The organism is Halovalidus salilacus (assembly GCF_031852275.1).
Taxonomy (GTDB): Archaea; Halobacteriota; Halobacteria; order Halobacteriales; family Natrialbaceae; genus Halovalidus; species Halovalidus salilacus.
The window spans coordinates 830,878-847,100 of sequence record NZ_CP134700.1 but is presented as its reverse complement, the minus strand read 5'-3'; the positions used below and the strand labels follow the sequence as shown (position 1 = coordinate 847,100).

General features: G+C 64.4%; 23 protein-coding genes. 16 read left to right on the top strand and 7 right to left on the bottom strand.

Features of this window, described 5'->3' with window-relative positions; translation table 11 throughout:
* Window positions 1–27 precede the first annotated feature (27 nt).
* The 9 genes from RJT68_RS04190 (at window position 28) to RJT68_RS04150 (ending at window position 5,418) form a co-directional block, all read left to right on the top strand.
* The gene (locus tag RJT68_RS04190) at window positions 28–528 is read left to right on the top strand and encodes a hypothetical protein (protein ID WP_407039118.1); all 501 of its coding nucleotides are present in this window, start codon (window positions 28–30) and stop codon (window positions 526–528) included.
* Between the two features lie 120 nt (window positions 529–648).
* Window positions 649–1,761 (top strand): glycosyltransferase, encoded by a 1,113-nt coding sequence (locus tag RJT68_RS04185; RefSeq protein WP_407039117.1) that lies wholly within the window; start codon window positions 649–651, stop codon window positions 1,759–1,761.
* Between the two features lie 109 nt (window positions 1,762–1,870).
* Window positions 1,871–2,221 (top strand): hypothetical protein, encoded by a 351-nt coding sequence (locus RJT68_RS04180; RefSeq protein ID WP_407040321.1) that lies wholly within the window; start codon window positions 1,871–1,873, stop codon window positions 2,219–2,221.
* 61 nt (window positions 2,222–2,282) lie between these two features.
* The gene (locus RJT68_RS04175) at window positions 2,283–2,561 is read left to right on the top strand and encodes a ubiquitin-like small modifier protein 1 (RefSeq protein WP_407039116.1); all 279 of its coding nucleotides are present in this window, start codon (window positions 2,283–2,285) and stop codon (window positions 2,559–2,561) included.
* A gap of 56 nt (window positions 2,562–2,617) precedes the next feature.
* Window positions 2,618–2,851, top strand: a complete 234-nt coding sequence (locus RJT68_RS04170; protein WP_407039115.1) for a hypothetical protein — start codon at window positions 2,618–2,620, stop codon at window positions 2,849–2,851.
* A gap of 62 nt (window positions 2,852–2,913) precedes the next feature.
* Entirely contained in the window at window positions 2,914–3,186 is a 273-nt protein-coding gene (locus tag RJT68_RS04165; protein ID WP_407039114.1) for a hypothetical protein, read from the top strand.
* Window positions 3,186–3,620, top strand: a complete 435-nt coding sequence (locus RJT68_RS04160) for a hypothetical protein (RefSeq protein ID WP_407039113.1) — start codon at window positions 3,186–3,188, stop codon at window positions 3,618–3,620. The genes RJT68_RS04165 and RJT68_RS04160 overlap by 1 nt, the downstream gene beginning before the upstream one ends.
* Window positions 3,621–3,673: 53 nt before the next feature.
* Window positions 3,674–4,705 (top strand): two pore domain potassium channel family protein, encoded by a 1,032-nt coding sequence (locus RJT68_RS04155; protein WP_407040320.1) that lies wholly within the window; start codon window positions 3,674–3,676, stop codon window positions 4,703–4,705.
* Between the two features lie 263 nt (window positions 4,706–4,968).
* Complete coding sequence (locus tag RJT68_RS04150; protein ID WP_407040319.1) at window positions 4,969–5,418, top strand: pyridoxamine 5'-phosphate oxidase family protein; 450 nt, start codon at window positions 4,969–4,971, stop codon at window positions 5,416–5,418.
* Between the two features lie 241 nt (window positions 5,419–5,659).
* Here RJT68_RS04150 and RJT68_RS04145 read toward each other — a convergent pair whose 3' ends face one another.
* Both RJT68_RS04145 and RJT68_RS04140 read right to left on the bottom strand, forming a co-directional pair.
* Complete coding sequence (locus RJT68_RS04145) at window positions 5,660–5,809, bottom strand: DUF7560 family zinc ribbon protein (RefSeq protein WP_407039112.1); 150 nt, start codon at window positions 5,807–5,809, stop codon at window positions 5,660–5,662.
* 238 nt (window positions 5,810–6,047) lie between these two features.
* Entirely contained in the window at window positions 6,048–6,713 is a 666-nt protein-coding gene (locus RJT68_RS04140; RefSeq protein WP_407039111.1) for a helix-turn-helix domain-containing protein, read from the bottom strand.
* 526 nt (window positions 6,714–7,239) lie between these two features.
* Between RJT68_RS04140 and RJT68_RS04135 the strand changes: the two genes are divergently transcribed.
* Window positions 7,240–7,653, top strand: coding sequence for a helix-turn-helix domain-containing protein (locus RJT68_RS04135; RefSeq protein ID WP_407039110.1), 414 nt, complete (start codon window positions 7,240–7,242; stop codon window positions 7,651–7,653).
* Between the two features lie 192 nt (window positions 7,654–7,845).
* Here RJT68_RS04135 and RJT68_RS04130 read toward each other — a convergent pair whose 3' ends face one another.
* Window positions 7,846–8,190 (bottom strand): cupin domain-containing protein, encoded by a 345-nt coding sequence (locus tag RJT68_RS04130; protein ID WP_407040318.1) that lies wholly within the window; start codon window positions 8,188–8,190, stop codon window positions 7,846–7,848.
* 143 nt (window positions 8,191–8,333) lie between these two features.
* Here RJT68_RS04130 and RJT68_RS04125 point away from each other — a divergent pair, with 143 nt between their 5' ends.
* The 5 genes from RJT68_RS04125 (at window position 8,334) to RJT68_RS04105 (ending at window position 12,289) form a co-directional block, all read left to right on the top strand.
* Complete coding sequence (locus RJT68_RS04125; protein WP_407039109.1) at window positions 8,334–9,230, top strand: ABC transporter substrate-binding protein; 897 nt, start codon at window positions 8,334–8,336, stop codon at window positions 9,228–9,230.
* Between the two features lie 7 nt (window positions 9,231–9,237).
* The gene (locus tag RJT68_RS04120) at window positions 9,238–10,257 is read left to right on the top strand and encodes an ABC transporter substrate-binding protein (protein ID WP_407039108.1); all 1,020 of its coding nucleotides are present in this window, start codon (window positions 9,238–9,240) and stop codon (window positions 10,255–10,257) included.
* Complete coding sequence (locus RJT68_RS04115; protein WP_407039107.1) at window positions 10,254–11,321, top strand: ABC transporter substrate-binding protein; 1,068 nt, start codon at window positions 10,254–10,256, stop codon at window positions 11,319–11,321. The genes RJT68_RS04120 and RJT68_RS04115 overlap by 4 nt, the downstream gene beginning before the upstream one ends.
* Before the next feature lies 1 nt (window position 11,322).
* Window positions 11,323–11,751, top strand: a complete 429-nt coding sequence (locus tag RJT68_RS04110) for a VOC family protein (protein ID WP_407039106.1) — start codon at window positions 11,323–11,325, stop codon at window positions 11,749–11,751.
* Window positions 11,752–12,010: 259 nt separating this feature from the next.
* Complete coding sequence (locus tag RJT68_RS04105) at window positions 12,011–12,289, top strand: hypothetical protein (protein WP_407039105.1); 279 nt, start codon at window positions 12,011–12,013, stop codon at window positions 12,287–12,289.
* A 442-nt stretch (window positions 12,290–12,731) separates the two neighbouring features.
* On the opposite strand, the gene RJT68_RS04100 is transcribed toward RJT68_RS04105, so the two are convergent.
* The 3 genes from RJT68_RS04100 to RJT68_RS04090 form a co-directional block, all read right to left on the bottom strand.
* On the bottom strand, window positions 12,732–12,974 hold the full coding sequence (locus tag RJT68_RS04100) for a HalOD1 output domain-containing protein (protein ID WP_407039104.1): 243 nt from the start codon (window positions 12,972–12,974) through the stop codon (window positions 12,732–12,734).
* 61 nt (window positions 12,975–13,035) lie between these two features.
* Window positions 13,036–13,326 (bottom strand): DUF7344 domain-containing protein, encoded by a 291-nt coding sequence (locus RJT68_RS04095; protein ID WP_407039103.1) that lies wholly within the window; start codon window positions 13,324–13,326, stop codon window positions 13,036–13,038.
* 226 nt (window positions 13,327–13,552) lie between these two features.
* Window positions 13,553–14,071, bottom strand: a complete 519-nt coding sequence (locus RJT68_RS04090) for an Lrp/AsnC family transcriptional regulator (protein ID WP_407039102.1) — start codon at window positions 14,069–14,071, stop codon at window positions 13,553–13,555.
* A gap of 385 nt (window positions 14,072–14,456) precedes the next feature.
* Between RJT68_RS04090 and RJT68_RS04085 the strand changes: the two genes are divergently transcribed.
* Window positions 14,457–15,113 (top strand): hypothetical protein, encoded by a 657-nt coding sequence (locus RJT68_RS04085; RefSeq protein ID WP_407039101.1) that lies wholly within the window; start codon window positions 14,457–14,459, stop codon window positions 15,111–15,113.
* Between the two features lie 342 nt (window positions 15,114–15,455).
* On the opposite strand, the gene RJT68_RS04080 is transcribed toward RJT68_RS04085, so the two are convergent.
* On the bottom strand, window positions 15,456–15,845 hold the full coding sequence (locus tag RJT68_RS04080) for a hypothetical protein (protein WP_407039100.1): 390 nt from the start codon (window positions 15,843–15,845) through the stop codon (window positions 15,456–15,458).
* Window positions 15,846–16,223: the final 378 nt, after the last annotated feature.

Below are 16,223 nucleotides of genomic sequence, written 5' to 3'. Positions count from 1 at the left end.
TGCGCTCGGGACGCGTTACCCCTGTGCGTGGTGACGAGCGATCGAGACGAGACCGACGAGGCCGCGGAGGCGATCGACCTGGCGACGCGCGTGCGCCGACGCGTGTGCCCGACGCTTCACCGGATCAAGGAACCGTTCGGCGGGTTCGCACAGTGTACGCAACACCCGGCGGAGTACGTCGGCACCGTCCAGCGCGGACTCGAGGAGTTCCGTCCCGTCCTGGAAGACCTCGAGTTCACGCCGGAGCCGGTCGCGTCGCTAAAGGTTCACCGCGACGGCCGCCTCTCGGCTGGGAGCTGGGTCCGTCGACGCTCGGCGCTGGCCACGTGGCAGCTCCACGTGACGATGTTCCAGGACGGCGGCGACACGCTCGAGCTGTTCGCCCACCGGGAGTACTCCTGGCTGCGCCACCCGTACAAACACTACACGGGCGTCGGCTGGGACACGAAACGCGGCGTCGAACGGATGCGATCGCTGCTCGACGACCACGGCGTCCAGTTCGACGTCGACGCCGAGATAACGCACTGAAAGCCGCACCGAACCGTCCATCGCGTTCCTCGAACTGTTTCCACGCTCGTGCGCGATAGCACAACCCACACTCATGTCTGATGCAAAACCGATTTAGGACCCCACTGCGAGCGTTCGACAATGAGTCGAACCGAAACCGTCGCCGCGTTTACCGATCTCTACCTGCCGACGGTTAACGGCGTCACGTACACGGTCTCCCTCTGGCACGACCGGTGGCCGCGCTGTCGCGACTGGATGTCTGTCGTCTTTCCCGAGATGGCCGGTTGCGAACCGGGCGATCGCGAGTACACCGTCCCCAGCGTTCGAGCGCCGCTGTATCCGCAGTACAGGCTCGGGCTACCGGCGACCCCCGACGACGCCGAGATGGAGGTTCCCGACGTCGTCCACGTTCACACGCCCTTTACCGTCGGAATATCGGGCATTCGATTCGCCCGGCGTCACGACGTCCCCGTCGTCGCCTCCTACCACACCCTGCTCGCCGACCGGGCGGACCAGCACGTCCCCGATCCGTTCGTGGAACCGCTCGAGCGGACGAGCCTGGCCTACGAGCGGCGCTTCTTCGAGTGCGTCGACCACGTCGTCACGCCGACGGCGTTCGCCCGGAACCACCTCCTCGCGGAGATCGACGCCGACGTCGAGGCGACCGTCCTCTCGAACGGAGTCGACACGGAGTTCTTCCGTCCGGTCGACCCGACCGAGTTCGAGAGCCGGTACGGCCTCCCGGAGGGACCGCTCGTCGGCTACACCGGCCGCCACGGGCACGAGAAGAACCTGAAGGAGGCGATCGACGCCGTCGCCGGGACCGGGTGGACGCTCGTGATCGGCGGCGACGGCCCCGCCCGCGACGACCTCGAGGAGCACGCGGCGGCGTCGGACGCCGACGTCCGATTCCTCGGCTTCATGGACCGGGAGGAGCTGCCGTCGTTCTACTCCGCCCTCGACGCCTTCATCTTCCCGAGCCCTGTCGAAACCCAGGGGCTGGTCGCCCTCGAGGCGACCGCCTGCGGGACGCCCGTCGTCGCGGTCGACGCCGGGGCGCTCACGGACTCGGTCATCGAGGGCGAAACGGGCTACCTGTACGAGCCCGGCGACCTCGAGGGCTGTCGGTGGGCGCTCGAACGCACGCTGATCGAGAACGATCGCCTCTCGGACCTCTGTCGTCGGCGGCGCTCGATGCTCGCGGTCGAGCACTCGCTCGAGCAGCTGGCGACGCTGTACGACACGCTCCAGTGATCGCGGCGACGTCCTGCGACCCGCGACTCGCGACCGGTCGGGCACCACCTGTGAACCGCCGAACACGTATGCAGCAAGTATTCAACGCCGCGGCCGCACTATGGGAGCCATGAACTACGCCGTCACCCGCGACGCGACGACCCTCGTGACCCTCCACGGGGGGTCCGACACGACCGCGCGCGACGAAGCCGTCTCCGACCTGGCCGCGGTGTTCGAGGAACTGGCCGACGACGGGACGATCGACGACTGGACGATCGAGACGGCCGAGGTGTACGAGCACCCGACGGCCCCCTTCGATCCCTACACGATCGCCGTCTCGTTCGCGGTGACCGTCACCGTCGAGGCCGACGACCCGGACGCCGCCGCCGACCGCGGGGCGGACGCGATCGACGACGCGCTCGAGGCCGCCGGGATCGACTCGATCAGGTACGGCTCCGCGCCCGCCGCGTCGGTCGCGTGACGCCCCCACGGCCGATTCGACCACGAGTACCGTTATGGCGCTCCGCTCCGACCGTTAGACCATGGAGATCGACTGCCGATTTTTCGCGACCTTCCGAGAGGCCGTCGGCCAGAAGGAACGGACGTACACCGTCGAGGACGACGCCACCGTGGGCGACCTCCTCGCGTTCCTCGAGGACGAGTACGAGGGGCTCGACGGGCAGTTGCTCGAGAACGGCGGGGTCAGACCGCAGTTGAACGTGCTGGTGAACGGACGCAACGTGGTTCACGAGGAGGGGACGGAGACCGAACTCGAGGAGGGCGACGTGTTGTCGGTGTTTCCGCCCGTCGCCGGCGGGTGACTCGGTTCGTGTCACTCTGAGAAACAGTTACGTGGGTGGCCTTCGAGCGGTCGCGTATGATCGATGACGCACTCGAGTTCGCGGTGGAGTGGGCCGTCGACGGCGTGTTCACCCGCAGCGAGTCGCGAACGCGCGTACAGCGGGCGTGTCTGTCCCTCGGTCTGGCGTTCGTCGCGCTCGCGGTGGCGATCGCCGCGCTCGCGGCGCTGGGGTACGGACCGGCGCCGGCACTGACAGCGGCGCTCGCGCTCGCGGTCGTCGGGTTCGTCCTCGTGGGGGTCGGCCGGTGAGTCGAGGCGTCGAAACCGGTCACCGAAGACGACGTTATGAGGGTGGGAGACGAACTGGGGGTATGACCACTCGAGTCGAACGCTCGTATCGCGGCATCTCGGAACGGCTGGCGATTCGCTACCTCGAGAACCTCGGCGGCGAGCGGGTCGACGAGGACGCCGTGGACGGCGGGGGGTGGACCGCGACGCTCTCGTCCGAAAGCGTCGGCGTCGGCCCCACGCTCTCGCTGACAGAAGTGACCGTCGCCTTCGAGTTCGACGACGACGTCGACGAGGCGGAACGCGAGGCGCTAATCGAGGCGTTTACGCGCAAGGCGATGCGAGCGGGAGGGTGATGGCGGCGGATCCGATCGAGTCGCAGGTGCTCGTCCTCACGGCCGCGAAGGCGAGCGTGGCGCCGACGCGGCTTCCAACCCTGATCGACCGCGCACAGGCGGAACTCGGCCCGGAACTCGAGCGCTACCGCCGCGAGTACGAGCGCATCCACGAGGACGACGAGCGGGCGGTCTTCCTCGTCGAGTGGGGTCACTGGGAGGACCTCGAGGACCGCCTCGACGTGTCCGCGCGCGAGCGCTCGGCGATCCGGCGGGCGCACGAGGAGCAGTTACTCCGGATCGGCCGCCGCGAGGATCGCGAGGAGGAGTTCGAGACGGCCCTCGAGATCCGCGATCCGGTGGTGATCGGACTCGAGTCGACGGACGCCGACCCGGAGAGCGACGCCGACGGCTCCGACGGTGACGCCGATCCCGAGAGCGCCGACGAACCGTAGTGCAAGTCGGGAAATGAAGTAGCCGAGGCCCGTACGAAACGGGCGTGAACGCGATCGGGATCGTCTCTCTCCTCGTCGGCGTCGCGCTGCTCGTCGCGGTGATCGTCGACATCCTCTGGACGACGCTCTGGGTCGACGGCGGCGCCGGACCGATCTCGAGCCGACTCACGACGGGCGTCTGGCGCGGGCTGCGGGTCGTTACGGGGGATCACGCCGCGGCTCTCAGTCTCGCCGGCCCGTTGATCCTCGCGCTCACGCTCGCGACGTGGATCGCCCTCATCTGGGTCGGGTGGACGTTCGTGTTCGCGAGCAGCCCGATCGCGCTGGTCAACACGCGCACCGGCGGCACCGCGGACTGGGCGGGACGGTTCTACTACGTCGCGTACACGATGTTCACCGACGGTAACGGCGACTACACGCCCGTCTACGGCGGCGACGCCTGGGAGATCGCCAGCGCGCTCACGACGGCGTCGGGGATGGCGTTCGTCACCCTCGGCGTCTCGTACGTGATCTCCGTCCTGGGTGCGGTCTCGGAGAAGCGCGCGTTCGCGAGCGGCGTCACGGGACTTGGCGACCGGAGCGAGGCGTTCGTTCGAAGCGGCTGGACCGACGAGGAGGGATTCGACGGCCTCGAGTTGCCCCTCAACGACCTCTCGTCCCAACTCGACCTGCTCGCGGACAAGCACAAGGCCTACCCGGTCCTCCACTACTACCACAGCGACCGCAGCGAGGACGCGTCGGCGATGGCCATACCCATCTTCGACGAGGCGCTCACCCTCATTCGCCACGGCGTGCCGGGGGACGCGAACGTCGGGCCCAATCCGACGCTGGTCGAGAGCGCGCGCTCGAGCGCTGACACCTACCTCGAGACGCTCGACAAGACGTTCATCGAGCCCGTGGACGAGGCTCCCCCTCCCCCGGAACTCGACCGGCTCCGCGAGGAGGGGATCCCGACCGCCTCCGACGAGTCGTTCGAAGACGCCCTGGAGGATCTGCGCGAGCGCAGGCGGTACCTGCTCGCCGTCGTGGAAGCCGACGCGTGGCACTGGCCGCCGCTCGACGGGGAGGACGACGGATCGGCGTGAGTCGGCGTCGCGCGGTCGCCCGTCTCGGCCGGGTAGCTCGCGCTGGCGCGCCGACCCCCGACCGAGCGGTGGGACGTTCAAATAGTATATCAAATAGCGCGATATTAAATCTGCGATTCGAGCGACCGACGGGTCCGAACTCGAGCGGTCGACGGATCGAGGCGGGTGGAGCGCCGACGCGAGGGAATTCGACGCCCGAATCGGGGTCGTAGCCGATGACAACTGTAAAGGTGGTGTTGCCCCTTTGGCAAGCCACCGAGACGATGTCCATCGATCAGGAGACCGAAATGACCGAGGCGGAGATCGACGAGTTCCTTCGTCGTCACGAGACGGGGGTGCTGGCGCTCGCCCGGGGCGACGAACCCTACGCGATCCCGATCTCGTACGGCTACGACACCGACGACCGAACGTTCTACATGCGCCTGGTCTCGACGCCGGAGAGCGAGAAGCGCCGGTTCCTCGCGTCCTCGCCGGAAGCCCGCCTGGTCGTCTACGACGAGGACGACTCGGTCTACCGGAGCATCGTCGCCACGGGCACCCTCGAGGAGATCGAACCGGGGGACCTCACGCCCGATCAGATCGCACAGTACGGCGAGGCGCGGCGCCCGCTGTTCGAGATCTGGGCCGAGGGGAAGCGGGACCTGGACATCGAACTCTACCAGTTCGTGCCGGCGGAACTGAGCGGCCGGCGGACCACCGTCTACCGCGACTGACGGAACCGGTCGAACCCGCGATCGAAACGGATCGTTGTTCGGGAAGACGCGCTCGCGGAGCGGAGCGTTCGGAACCCGGGATCGAACGGATTACTCGCTCCGCGGACGGGCGAACCGGAAATCGGTGCTTCGAGTCGAACGAAAACCGGTTCAGTGCGAGGAAGAGGGGTCGGTCGACGGGCGTCGAGTGCCGGCGACTCGTCCCGTCGGGGGTCGGGCGGCGGATCGAACCCGAGTGCGGTCAGTTCGTCGGCGTCTGCTGGGCGAAGTCGGCGGGGGAGACGTCGGCGCCACAGACCGGGCAGCCGTGGGCCAACGTCGCCTCGCGCATCGCCTCGTTGACTTCGATTTCCTGCGCGCACTCGGGACACGTGAATTCGTATCTGGTCATGACCTTCGGGTACTTGGTAACTGATCGATTGCGTATGGTATAGCTGTGCGTCCACCATATATAGGGTGGCGGTTCATCCCACGAGATGGTAGCTCTCGAGGGGGGACGGTGGCGAACCGTGAACGGCCGATTCTCGAGTCGTGAAGTCGGTTACGCGGCGCCGGAGCTGACGGGTGGGTCGACGAGCGGGTCGTGTGCGGTGTCGTCATCGGGATCGGATTCGGAATCGGTCGCGGCGTCACGCGTCGAGGATCGCCCCCAGGAGTTTTCGTTGGGCCGCCGAGAGGTGTTCGGTGAACGTCGAGGTCGTGATGTCGAGTTCCGCGGCGACCTCGCCGGCGTTCGCCCGCTTGGGGTGGTCGAAGTAGCCCATCTCGTGGGCCGTCTCGAGCACCTCCTCCTGACGGGCGGTCAGCGCGCTCTTGTCGACGAACACGAGGTGCTGGTCCGACCCCTCCTGTTCGGACTGGAGGAGTCGCTGCACGTCGAGGCCCGAGTACCGGGTGCGAAGTTCGCCGATGATCCCCTGCAGCGCCTGCATGTCCGAGGCGTGGAAGGTGAGATACAGCGACGTCCCCTGCGTGCGGACGTCGATCACCGGACTGTCGAACGACTCGACGCGCTCGCAGGGGCACCCACGGTCCCACTCGCGGTCGAACCGGAAGACGGACTTCGACCCGTAGGAGAACAGCTTCGAGAACTCGACGTCGGCGTCCACCTCGACCCCCTCGAGGGAGTCGACGCCCTCGAGCATGAACTCCTCGGTGACCGTCGCCTCGCCGTCGTCGGGGACGACGCTCTTGGCGACCGACGTGGTCGCGCTCTCGGTCGCCGCCGACGCCTGGACGACCGGACAGTCGGGGGGATCGTCGATCTTCACCTCCGCGCGGATACCCGAACCCATCTACCCGTGCTAACGGTCGGACTCCCCTAAACTCCGCCCCTCTATATCGTGGGGGCCGGATCGGTCGCGAGTCGGGCAGTCGAAGCGACGTTCCTCGCGGGAGCCGTCGCGAGCGGAGCCGTATCGCCTCGAGCGCCGTTAAGTGGCGTGCGCCGCTGTCGGTTTCGTAACGTCTCGTCGCACGCCAGGACGTCACGCTGGTGTTTCGTGCGCGCTCGCGTGCGTAGACTCAGACGTCGATTCGTCGCGAGCGACCGGGGACGGCCGGTCGTCGCGTTGCGCGGACCGCCGTACGGTGGGTGGGACGAGCGGACGGGGTCGCCGCCACGACGGAGCGGTCGCTCCCGCACGATCGGACGACTCGGGAGCCGTGCCACGCGTTCGCACGAGGTACGATCGGATCCGACCCTCGTCGATCCGGGGGACCGACCCCGTAATCGACGGGTCGAGTATCCGCCCCCTGATAAAGCCCCCTGTATTTATTGGGATTCAATTGGAGACCGACCGGCAGAGAGTAGAGAGTATAATGAAGCTGTCCGCTCCGAAGCGAACTCGTCGCGCCGACACGAAGCCGAACCACCCCGGACTGAAGACCGACGACGACGCCGACCCGCACGCGGTCCTCGCGGCGCTCGAGGACGAAGCCTGCAGGGCGATCCTCGAGGCGACCGCCGAGGAGTCGCTGACGGCGACCGAACTCTCGGAGAAGTGCGACATCCCCACCTCCACGATGTACCGAAAGGTGGAGCTGCTGACGGACGCCGGCCTCGTCGACGAGCGCATCCGGATCAACACGACGGGGAAACACGCCACCGAGTACCGCAAGCGGTTCGAGGACATCACCGTCGCCATCGTGGAGGGTGGCGAGATCGACGTCCGGATCACCGAGATCGAGACGGAAGCCGACGCGGCGGGAGCGGCGTCGGCGCTCGGACTCTAGGACCAGGCAGCGGCTGACGCGGACCGCTCCGCTTCGAATCATTTCTCTCGACGCTCGAACTCCGCCTCGCTCGAGGTCGAATCGCGGGGTCGGTTCGCCTCGCTCGATCGCTCGTCCTCGAACAGTGTCGCCGACGGCCGCGAGTCGAACTCGAGAACGAGCGTCCCGACCGCGGCGGACGCCCTCGGCGGGTCAGTTCCCCTCGCGCCAGTCCGGTTCGTCCCGCGGCGGGGAGAGCACGCCGATGCCGACCGTCGGTTCGTCGCTCCGGTTTTCGGCGCCGTGGCTGACGCCGCTGGGAAACCGATACGCGTCGCCTTCCTCGAGGGTGACTTCCTCGCCGTCGACGATCGCCGTCAGGCTCCCCTCGAGCACGTACCCGATCTGCTCGTGCTCGTGTTCGTGGACGGGGAGCGTCGCGCCGGGCTCGACGCGCCAGTACATCATGCTCGCCCGGTCGCCGGTCGAGAGATCGCCCAGGGCGACCCCCTCCGCGACCTCCTCGAGGTCGACGTCCGCCGTCCGTGCGCGATCCATGTCAGGTGACACCATAGTACGTGGTGAGGACGGATCGATACGTGAATCTTGTTCCGTCCCGCGGAGACTGTGATCGCAGCCGAACGCTCGTATAAACGTTTTTGAGAAACGTTTTATTACCCGGTCGTGGTGAGGGGCACTGTATGACACACGGTAGCACTGTTCAAGTATTCCACCTCCCGTTCTCGTTCATGTTGCCACAGCGGGTGGCGGCCGAGCGGGGCTACTTCGAAGCGGAGGGACTCGACGTGGAGTTGCTCGAGCGCGACCGCCAGCGGGTCGACTGGAAGTACGTCCCGGCGAGCGAGACGCTCACCGGCGACGTGGACGTCGACCTCTACCCGGTTTGCAAGTGGGAGAGTCTCAAACGAACGTGGTCGCTCGAGGACGGCCGGATCGTCGCCCACGGGGCGTTCGCCGACCTGCCCTACACGTTCCACGCGCGGCCGGACGCGGGGATCGAGGGGCCGGCGGACCTCGCGCACGTTCCGATCGCCGTCAACCGACGGACCGGCCAGGAGTACACGGCGATGCGGGCGCTCGAGGAGCACCTCGACCCGGAGGCGATCGAACTCGAGCACCACGGAATGCCGACCGATCGGCTGCGGGCGCTGCGCGACGGCGAGGTCGAGGCCGCGACGCTGCTCGACCCCCACAGCACGCTCGCCGACCACCTCGGCTTCGAGCGACTGTTCGAGTTCGAGAACCACGTCGGGATCGTGGCCGCCGCCGACCTCGACGGGGAGACGTTCGAGGCGTTCGTCCGGGCCTACGAGCGGGCGGTCGAGGAGATCAACGCGAGTCCCGAGGCGTTCCGCGAGGGGTACCTCGAGATGCTCGAGGCGGACGCCGAGGTCGCGCCCGACCTCTTTTCGGACGTGGACCTCGAGGCGATGCGCGAGTCGGTGACCGTACCGACGTACGAGGTCCCCGAGCCGGCCGATCCAGACGACCTCGAGGAGCACCTCGAGTGGATGAAAGACCGAAACCTGATCGACGAAGGGGCGACCATCGAGCGCGTCGTCGCTCCCGTCCGCTAACCGACCGATGGGTGCGAACGCGAACGCCGACGTCGACATCGAGACCCAACAGGCGGCGCTCGACGACCTGCACGACGAGCCCGGCGACCGACCGGTGATGCGCGCCAGGTTCGAACACAACGGCAGTCCGCGCTACCTGCTCTACGCGATCAAGCGGTTCGGCCTCGACCGCGACCACGACTTCCACCTCGACGTGCAACTCGTCTCGGACGAACTCGAGGGCGGGGTCGAGACGGTCGAAGCGAAGCTCCACGAGGGCGAGGCGGACCTGATCGACATCGACTACGTCTCGGCGGCCCGCGAGCGGGCCGACGGCGCGCCGATCGTCGCCGTCCACCCCTACGGGCGGACGGTCGGCGGCCTCGTCGCCCAGGAAGACTCGCCGATCGAGGGGCTCGCCGACCTCCGGGGCAGGCGGATCGGGGTCGTTCGACGGCTGGACAAGAACTGGATCCTCGCGCGGGCGGCCTGCCGCGAGTACCACGACTTCGACCCCGAGGAGGCGGCGACGTCGGTCGAGTCGGGCTCGAAGGTCGGACTCACCCGAATGCTGCGCGAGGGCGAGGTCGACGCGATCCTCCAGTTCTGGCAGATCGTGCCCGAGATCGTCGAGACGGGTCCCTACCGAGAGGTGCTCCCGATGGCGGACCTCGTCCAGCGGCTCTCCGACGCCGACCGGACGCTACCGATCTCGACGTTCCTCACCAGCGAGGCGTACCTCGAGGAGAGCCCCGAGGCCGTCAGGGGGTTCCGGCGGGCCTACGTCGACGCGGTCGACCGACTGCGAACCGACGACGAGATCTGGGAGGAGCTGGCCGATCGGATGATGTACGAGGACGACCCCGCCGTCGTCCGCGGGATCCGCGACGGCTGGCGGGAGATGGTCGTCGCCGACTGGGACGCGAAGACCGTCTCGGGGATGGAGCGGCTGTTCGACCGCCTGCTCGAGGTCGCCGGCGCCGAGGCGCTCGGCGTCGACCGCATTCCGGGCGACCTGTTCCGACCGGAGGTGACGCCGGAGCGATGACGACCGTCGATTTCCAGCTCAACTGGGAGCCCAACGGGTTCCAGGCGCCGTACTTCCTCGCGCGCGAGCGGGGCTTCTACGCCGACGAGGGACTCGACGTGCGCTTCGTCGAGGGCCACGGCTCGCCCTTCGCCGCCGAGCAGGCCGCGAAGGGGCGCGCCGAGTTCGCCCTGGCGGGCGCGAGCGCCGTCCTCGCGGTCCAGAGCCGGGGCCTCGAGCCCCTGGCCGTCGCCGCCGTGACGGGGAAGACGCCGGCGGCGATCTACACCCTGCGGGACGTCTTCGGCGAGCCCCTCGAGCGACCCGCCCAGCTCGCCGGCCGGACGATCGCGCCCTCGGCGACGAAGACGCGCATCCTGACGGCTCAGCTGCTCGAGGACGAGGGCATTCGCGAGGAGGTCGACCTGCTCGGCGTCGACGACCACACCCACCACCGCGTCCAGCACAAGCTGCTCGACGGCGAGGTCGACGCAGCGGTGGGCGTCGTCACGAACGGCTTCGAACTCGAGCGCGAGCACGACCGGACGGCCGACGAACTCCCCATCGGTGAGTACCTCGACGTCTACGGGATGACGGTCGTGACCGAACCCGCCTTCGCCCGCGAGAACCCGGAGACGGTCCGAGCGTTCCTCCGGGCGACGGCCCGCGGCTGGGAGGCGGCGACGCGCGACCCCGAGGATGCCATCGACGTCCTCGTCGGGCGCAACGCCACCCTCGAGCGCCGGCGGTCGGTCGAGCGTCGGAAGTTCGAAACCGCCGCGACGGACCTGCAGTTCACCGACGCCGTGCGCCGAGAGGGGTGGGGCACCCACGACGGCGAGCGGTGGCGAACCCTCGGGCGCACGCTCGCCGAGACAGACCTGCTCGAGGGGGAGATCGATCCGGACGCGGCGTGGACGAACGAGTTCGTCGATCGCGAGGCCGACGTCGTCCGGAACTACGCGGAGCGGGTCGAGGGAGGGGCGGTGGCGGAACCGGAGCGAGGGGCGGGAACGGAAGCGGAGGCGGAGGCGGATGCGGAGACGGGGACGGAAGCCGATCCGGGATCGGAGGTGGAACCCTGAGATGGACGCCGTCGACCACGTCAACGTCGACGTCGACGACCTCGAGGCCGGGTACGCGTTCTACCGCGACGTCCTGGGGCTCGAGGTGGAGCGAGCTCCCTCGGACTTCCAGGGCGACCACGCCATGTTCCGGGCCGGCGAGACGATCGTCACGCTCGTCGAGACCGGCCGGGCCGACGGCTGGGACGAACGCGGCCTCGAGCACCCGCTCGACAAGGCCCACCTCGCCTTCGAAACCGACCGGGAGGCGTACGAATCGTTGATGGCGGACCTGGACGGGCAGTTCCCGAAGCAGGGGCCCTACGACTGGGGCGAGTTCGAGGGATTCTACTTCCTCGACCAGGACGGGAACCTGCTCGAGGTGATCACGTACGAGGAGCCCGCGGGCGAGCGCGAACGGGTGCTGTTGACCCACGACGACGTGGAGTGATCGTCACCACGAACCTGATACGGCGTTGTCTGCAGTAGCGGACCTCCGCTGTTTCGACCGATCACTCCCCTCCGCAGATCGGTTCTCGGACCGCGCTACCCTCACGTTGTGTCTCCTCCGCGGCGTACCGACCCATCCGTTTTCCGTCAACAGCGGCGTGGGAGAGTAGCGGGTAACGGGGGGAGCAGCGATCGTTCGGCGCGAATCCACACCTGACGTTTGCACAACCCCTATTCGGTGTGGCGCCGTATACGACCGTATGGACCGTTCCGACACCTATCGACGCGAGGTTACCGCGAAGGTCGAATCCGGGTGGCAGATCGAGGAGGAGACTCGAGACCGAGTCACGCTCGTACGGCGTGAATTCGGCGATCCGGGTATCCACCTCATCGTCGCTATCTTCACAATCTGGTGGGCGATGGGGGTCCCGAACCTGCTGTACGCCGCGTACCGGTACTTCACCGGCAGCCAGCGCACCGTCGTCTGGAAGAACGTGACCGGAGCCGACGTGGACGAACTGGCGACGGACGCGGAGTGATACGGTATCGAGCCGGTAGCACTCGCGGTTCTGACGGAAGGCAGGCTTCCCACCGTTGTCGTTCCTTCTTCGTTGCTGCATACGCGCCCTGTATCTTGCAAGGTCTCAACGAACTCCCCAACTATTGTCAGAAACAGTTTGGAAGATACAGAGGATATACTCAGCAGGGATGAGTGATCTGTTTCTCATCTTCACGTCTGAACAACTGGTAAGATGGCTCTGCGAGCCTAACAGGTGTTTCAGAATGCCGTGTAAAATAATGGAATAGAGACGAACAAGACAAAACACCGGGATACACCTACCAGCCGACGAGAACGAGGGAATCGAGATTCTGGTACCGATACGCTGCTCCTCGTCCAATACAAGAAAAACGACAGCACCGAGAGCGTATGAGCCGAGTGTCCGGCGCGTGAGGACGTAGTGGCTCCGAAGTGACGACCGTCTATTCTTCGAGGGTCACGTCGCTGTCTGCGGTGATAGTGACAGTGTACCCACAGTAGGCGAACGTCACTGTGCCGTCCGTCGGATTCCCACTGGTGAATAGCGAGTCCAAGGAGTCGGGGTCGATCACGTCGTATAGTTGCTCGGGTAGTTTAGTAGGGTCAACATCCATTTCCTTAGCAATAGCCTCAATTACAGCAGTACTCAACGCATTGTTTGATGATGTGGGTGACGACGGACACATGTGTAGAGGGGTGTGCGCTTACGCTTATATCGGTGATAAAGGCTATCGTCCGCTTCGTCGCTCACTCCGGACCGTTAGACGCTAAAAATTCGAGGAGCGGGCGGATCTCATCGAATTGCGGCCCCTTGCTGATTTCATTCGTGTCTTCGTCCCATTCGATGTACCCATAATCTTCGAGTTTGGGCAGGTGTGAGTGATACATCGCTACTTGTATTCCCTGTTCGGCATCGGTCAGCACTGAGTGCCCTGTGGATGATTCAACCTTCGCGCCCTGTGGATTATGTTCGAGAAGGTCGAGTAGGAGTGTTCGACGCTGTTCGTGTGCGAGGGCGTTGAAAGCGTTGTCGTTCATGGTTGTGGTGAGACGTCACCGCGAGGGATGGTCGAACTCCGATGGTCACATCATCAGTTTAGCGATAGAACAGCGACCACGATAACGGTGTTGTGCACTCGATCAGATAGATTGCCATTCCCGCAGTATGAGGGGTTGAATCTGTGCTCTACACACTTGTTGGTGTGTGAGTCGCGGAAATACTCTGAATATATTGTGGAAAGTCGAAACCCTCGCCGAGAAAAACTCACTCCGACGACTCGTCTTCGTCCGCTCCATCGCCACGCGCATCCATATCTTCCGTCCCCTGTAGGAAGAAATGGTTAAAGGGCTGAACATGCCGCCGCCTCATCATTTCCGACGACTCGATTTCGACGCCAAGGTCGTGGATGGCGTCGGTAATTCGGGTGATCTCGCCTGTGCTCGTCCCCACTACATCGACGTGGATATTCCGTCGGCCAGTCAGCATTTCTCGAACGTCGATAACGCCCTGAATCCCGCGAATCTGTTCCGAATAGTGTTGTAGTTCGGTTGGCGGCGCGGAGATTATGAATGTGAGTTGTAGAGGGAGATTGGCCGCTTCGTAGGCTATCTCCGGGTGATAGCCCTTGATTATTTCGTCAGCTTCGAGTTGGTCGATTCGATTGCGAATGGTGCTGGCCGAGACGCCAACGCTGTCAGCCATCTCCTGTGCCGTGGTATTGCGAGCGTCCTGTTGAAGCAGGTAGAGTATGCTCCGGTCAACGTCGTCTAAGTTGCGTCCCATGTCTAGGCAGTCAGCGTGGCAGGTACTAACAAATTCCCCTGCTCTGATTCGCTGTTGGGCGGATTTCTAATTGTGACGGAACTATACCCTTCGATCGGGATGCTGGCGCGAGATATGCGCTGTGAATTCAGCAGGGGGAGTTCGAACTACTCGACTCTTGTCAGAAATAGCGTGACCGACTCAGAGGATAGATGCAGCATCGTGAAAGGCCCCAATCCACTCGGTTATACCTGAAACTGGCGAGATCCACATTTGTTTATCTAGTAGCCCAGTTACCGTTGAGGAGAGATACAGTCGAGCGCGTCGGCAATTACCTCCACGGCGTCGAATAACCACTACGTGTGAGCGGCACAACTATTATAACTGACTAATATGAAGCTTTCCTATGAACCTCCCACAGTCTCTTGTACCATGGCTTGCCCTGCTGGCGCTCGTTCCCGCTCCAGTTGTTGCACAGACCACTCCCGAGGCGCCGATTACCGATTCGGGATTTTCTGAACTCGCTGTCCTCGGATTGCTCATCTACGTGGTGTACGTCATATTCTCCATCGCTATTGGCGTCCTCGTTTTGGTTGTCTCAGAGTTCGTCTTCTCCGGCTCGTACGTCCGAGCTATTGAGAAGCGGGCCTACGATCAACCCGTTGGGTCTGGAGTACTCGGGCTCGGGGTGTTCGTCGGAGGGGTCGTCGGATTCATCCTGCTCCTGTTGGTTTTCCTCTTTCTCATGGCGTTCGGCGTCCCGGAATTCCTTGGGATGGCCGGTGTGATCCCCCTCTTCGGTGGTATACTGTTCACATACGTTGCGTCTGCTCTCGGAACGATTGTATTCGGGTCGTACGTGCTTCGGCGGTTTGGTGACGGTGAGTCGAATCTCTGGCTCGCGCTTGTTGTCGGTGCGCTCGTCGTCAATATCCCGGTGCTCAATTTCGTCCTCGGGTTCCTCGTTCTCTTTCTTGGTATGGGCGCGATGGTCGGACAGTGGTGGAGCAACCGACAGGATGCAAAAACCGGGCCGAACCAACACCGTCCAGTCGATAGGTAACCTTCGCAGGCATCTCCCACGCTCAGAACTGAAATTGAAGGGACTCCGCGGTACTCAGACAAGGCATCACGCCCTACGTCTCACCAGCGTCCGATGAGTCACCCGCACCCGTAGTCGCTCGTGCCCTCACTACCAGTTCTTGATTGGTTGTCTAATCACCGTCAAGTGCTCGCACTGTACTGAACAGTACGCGCTGCACCTGTACTGAGCGATCTCCACCTTCGCAAACTGGGCCCGGTCTCATGCGACATTCGTGCCCTGTATCTTGCAGAGACTCAACGAACTGCCGAGCTATTGTCAGAAGTAGTTTGTAAGATACAGAAGATGGGTTCGGAACACAGATTAGTCGCTAGATATACGATCGATTCCGTCGTGACGGTCGTGGATCGACACGCGCCCATGTCCCAGTGTCGATACCTTCTCCTCAAATACGTGGACGAGTTCCTCACTTGGCCGTCCGTACACGTCAATGGCCTCGAGTTCGATGAACTCGCCAATAGGAGGGAACTCGGGTCCTGCAACCTGCATATGGTACGCCAATGACGCCGAATCAGCGTGCGCGTGTACAACGGCCATTTGGTTGCCGTCCTCACTGAAGTAGACGTTGTACGACAGGATGTCGGGTTCGTTGGCATTGACGAACTCCACCAATTCCGTCATCGCAGCCTTGAGTTCGTCCAGTTTTCCGTCACGCACTGTCGATTGGTCAACGTATATGATCACTTCAGACATCCCTCTTTCCGTTGTAGTTGACTCCATCACTCTCCTTACGCCGTCTGACTATGTGGACCTTCCGCAGATTCCGAAGGGGAGTCAAACAGGATACGCGCTGTGTATCTTGCACGCCTCGTCTAACGCATTCAGAAACTGGTAGAAAGCGCGTGCAAGATGCAGAGAAGGAGTTCAGCACGGCAGCTTCGGTTGTTTCACGCCGAAAATTGCGAACCATCCGCTCACGACACGTGCGTAGTTACCGCAGCGACACATATCAAATTGAAATTACGTATTCGACCGCGTGCAAGATACAGGGTGCGACTCTTTCATCGCCTAAATCCCGTTCAATCTGTGCAGGTTTTTCACGGGATAACGCTATGTGATAGCGTGTCATGG

Coding starts and splice junctions, on each gene's coding strand:
- RJT68_RS04185 (WP_407039117.1), top strand. CDS start 649: ATGAGTCGAACCGAAACCGTCGCCGCGTTTACCGATCTCTACCTGCCG.
- RJT68_RS04180 (WP_407040321.1), top strand. CDS start 1,871: ATGAACTACGCCGTCACCCGCGACGCGACGACCCTCGTGACCCTCCAC.
- RJT68_RS04175 (WP_407039116.1), top strand. CDS start 2,283: ATGGAGATCGACTGCCGATTTTTCGCGACCTTCCGAGAGGCCGTCGGC.
- RJT68_RS04170 (WP_407039115.1), top strand. CDS start 2,618: ATGATCGATGACGCACTCGAGTTCGCGGTGGAGTGGGCCGTCGACGGC.
- RJT68_RS04165 (WP_407039114.1), top strand. CDS start 2,914: ATGACCACTCGAGTCGAACGCTCGTATCGCGGCATCTCGGAACGGCTG.
- RJT68_RS04160 (WP_407039113.1), top strand. CDS start 3,186: ATGGCGGCGGATCCGATCGAGTCGCAGGTGCTCGTCCTCACGGCCGCG.
- RJT68_RS04150 (WP_407040319.1), top strand. CDS start 4,969: ATGTCCATCGATCAGGAGACCGAAATGACCGAGGCGGAGATCGACGAG.
- RJT68_RS04145 (WP_407039112.1), bottom strand. CDS start 5,809: ATGACCAGATACGAATTCACGTGTCCCGAGTGCGCGCAGGAAATCGAA.
- RJT68_RS04140 (WP_407039111.1), bottom strand. CDS start 6,713: ATGGGTTCGGGTATCCGCGCGGAGGTGAAGATCGACGATCCCCCCGAC.
- RJT68_RS04135 (WP_407039110.1), top strand. CDS start 7,240: ATGAAGCTGTCCGCTCCGAAGCGAACTCGTCGCGCCGACACGAAGCCG.
- RJT68_RS04130 (WP_407040318.1), bottom strand. CDS start 8,190: ATGGATCGCGCACGGACGGCGGACGTCGACCTCGAGGAGGTCGCGGAG.
- RJT68_RS04125 (WP_407039109.1), top strand. CDS start 8,334: ATGACACACGGTAGCACTGTTCAAGTATTCCACCTCCCGTTCTCGTTC.
- RJT68_RS04120 (WP_407039108.1), top strand. CDS start 9,238: ATGGGTGCGAACGCGAACGCCGACGTCGACATCGAGACCCAACAGGCG.
- RJT68_RS04115 (WP_407039107.1), top strand. CDS start 10,254: ATGACGACCGTCGATTTCCAGCTCAACTGGGAGCCCAACGGGTTCCAG.
- RJT68_RS04110 (WP_407039106.1), top strand. CDS start 11,323: ATGGACGCCGTCGACCACGTCAACGTCGACGTCGACGACCTCGAGGCC.
- RJT68_RS04105 (WP_407039105.1), top strand. CDS start 12,011: ATGGACCGTTCCGACACCTATCGACGCGAGGTTACCGCGAAGGTCGAA.
- RJT68_RS04100 (WP_407039104.1), bottom strand. CDS start 12,974: ATGTGTCCGTCGTCACCCACATCATCAAACAATGCGTTGAGTACTGCT.
- RJT68_RS04095 (WP_407039103.1), bottom strand. CDS start 13,326: ATGAACGACAACGCTTTCAACGCCCTCGCACACGAACAGCGTCGAACA.
- RJT68_RS04090 (WP_407039102.1), bottom strand. CDS start 14,071: ATGGGACGCAACTTAGACGACGTTGACCGGAGCATACTCTACCTGCTT.
- RJT68_RS04085 (WP_407039101.1), top strand. CDS start 14,457: ATGAACCTCCCACAGTCTCTTGTACCATGGCTTGCCCTGCTGGCGCTC.
- RJT68_RS04080 (WP_407039100.1), bottom strand. CDS start 15,845: ATGTCTGAAGTGATCATATACGTTGACCAATCGACAGTGCGTGACGGA.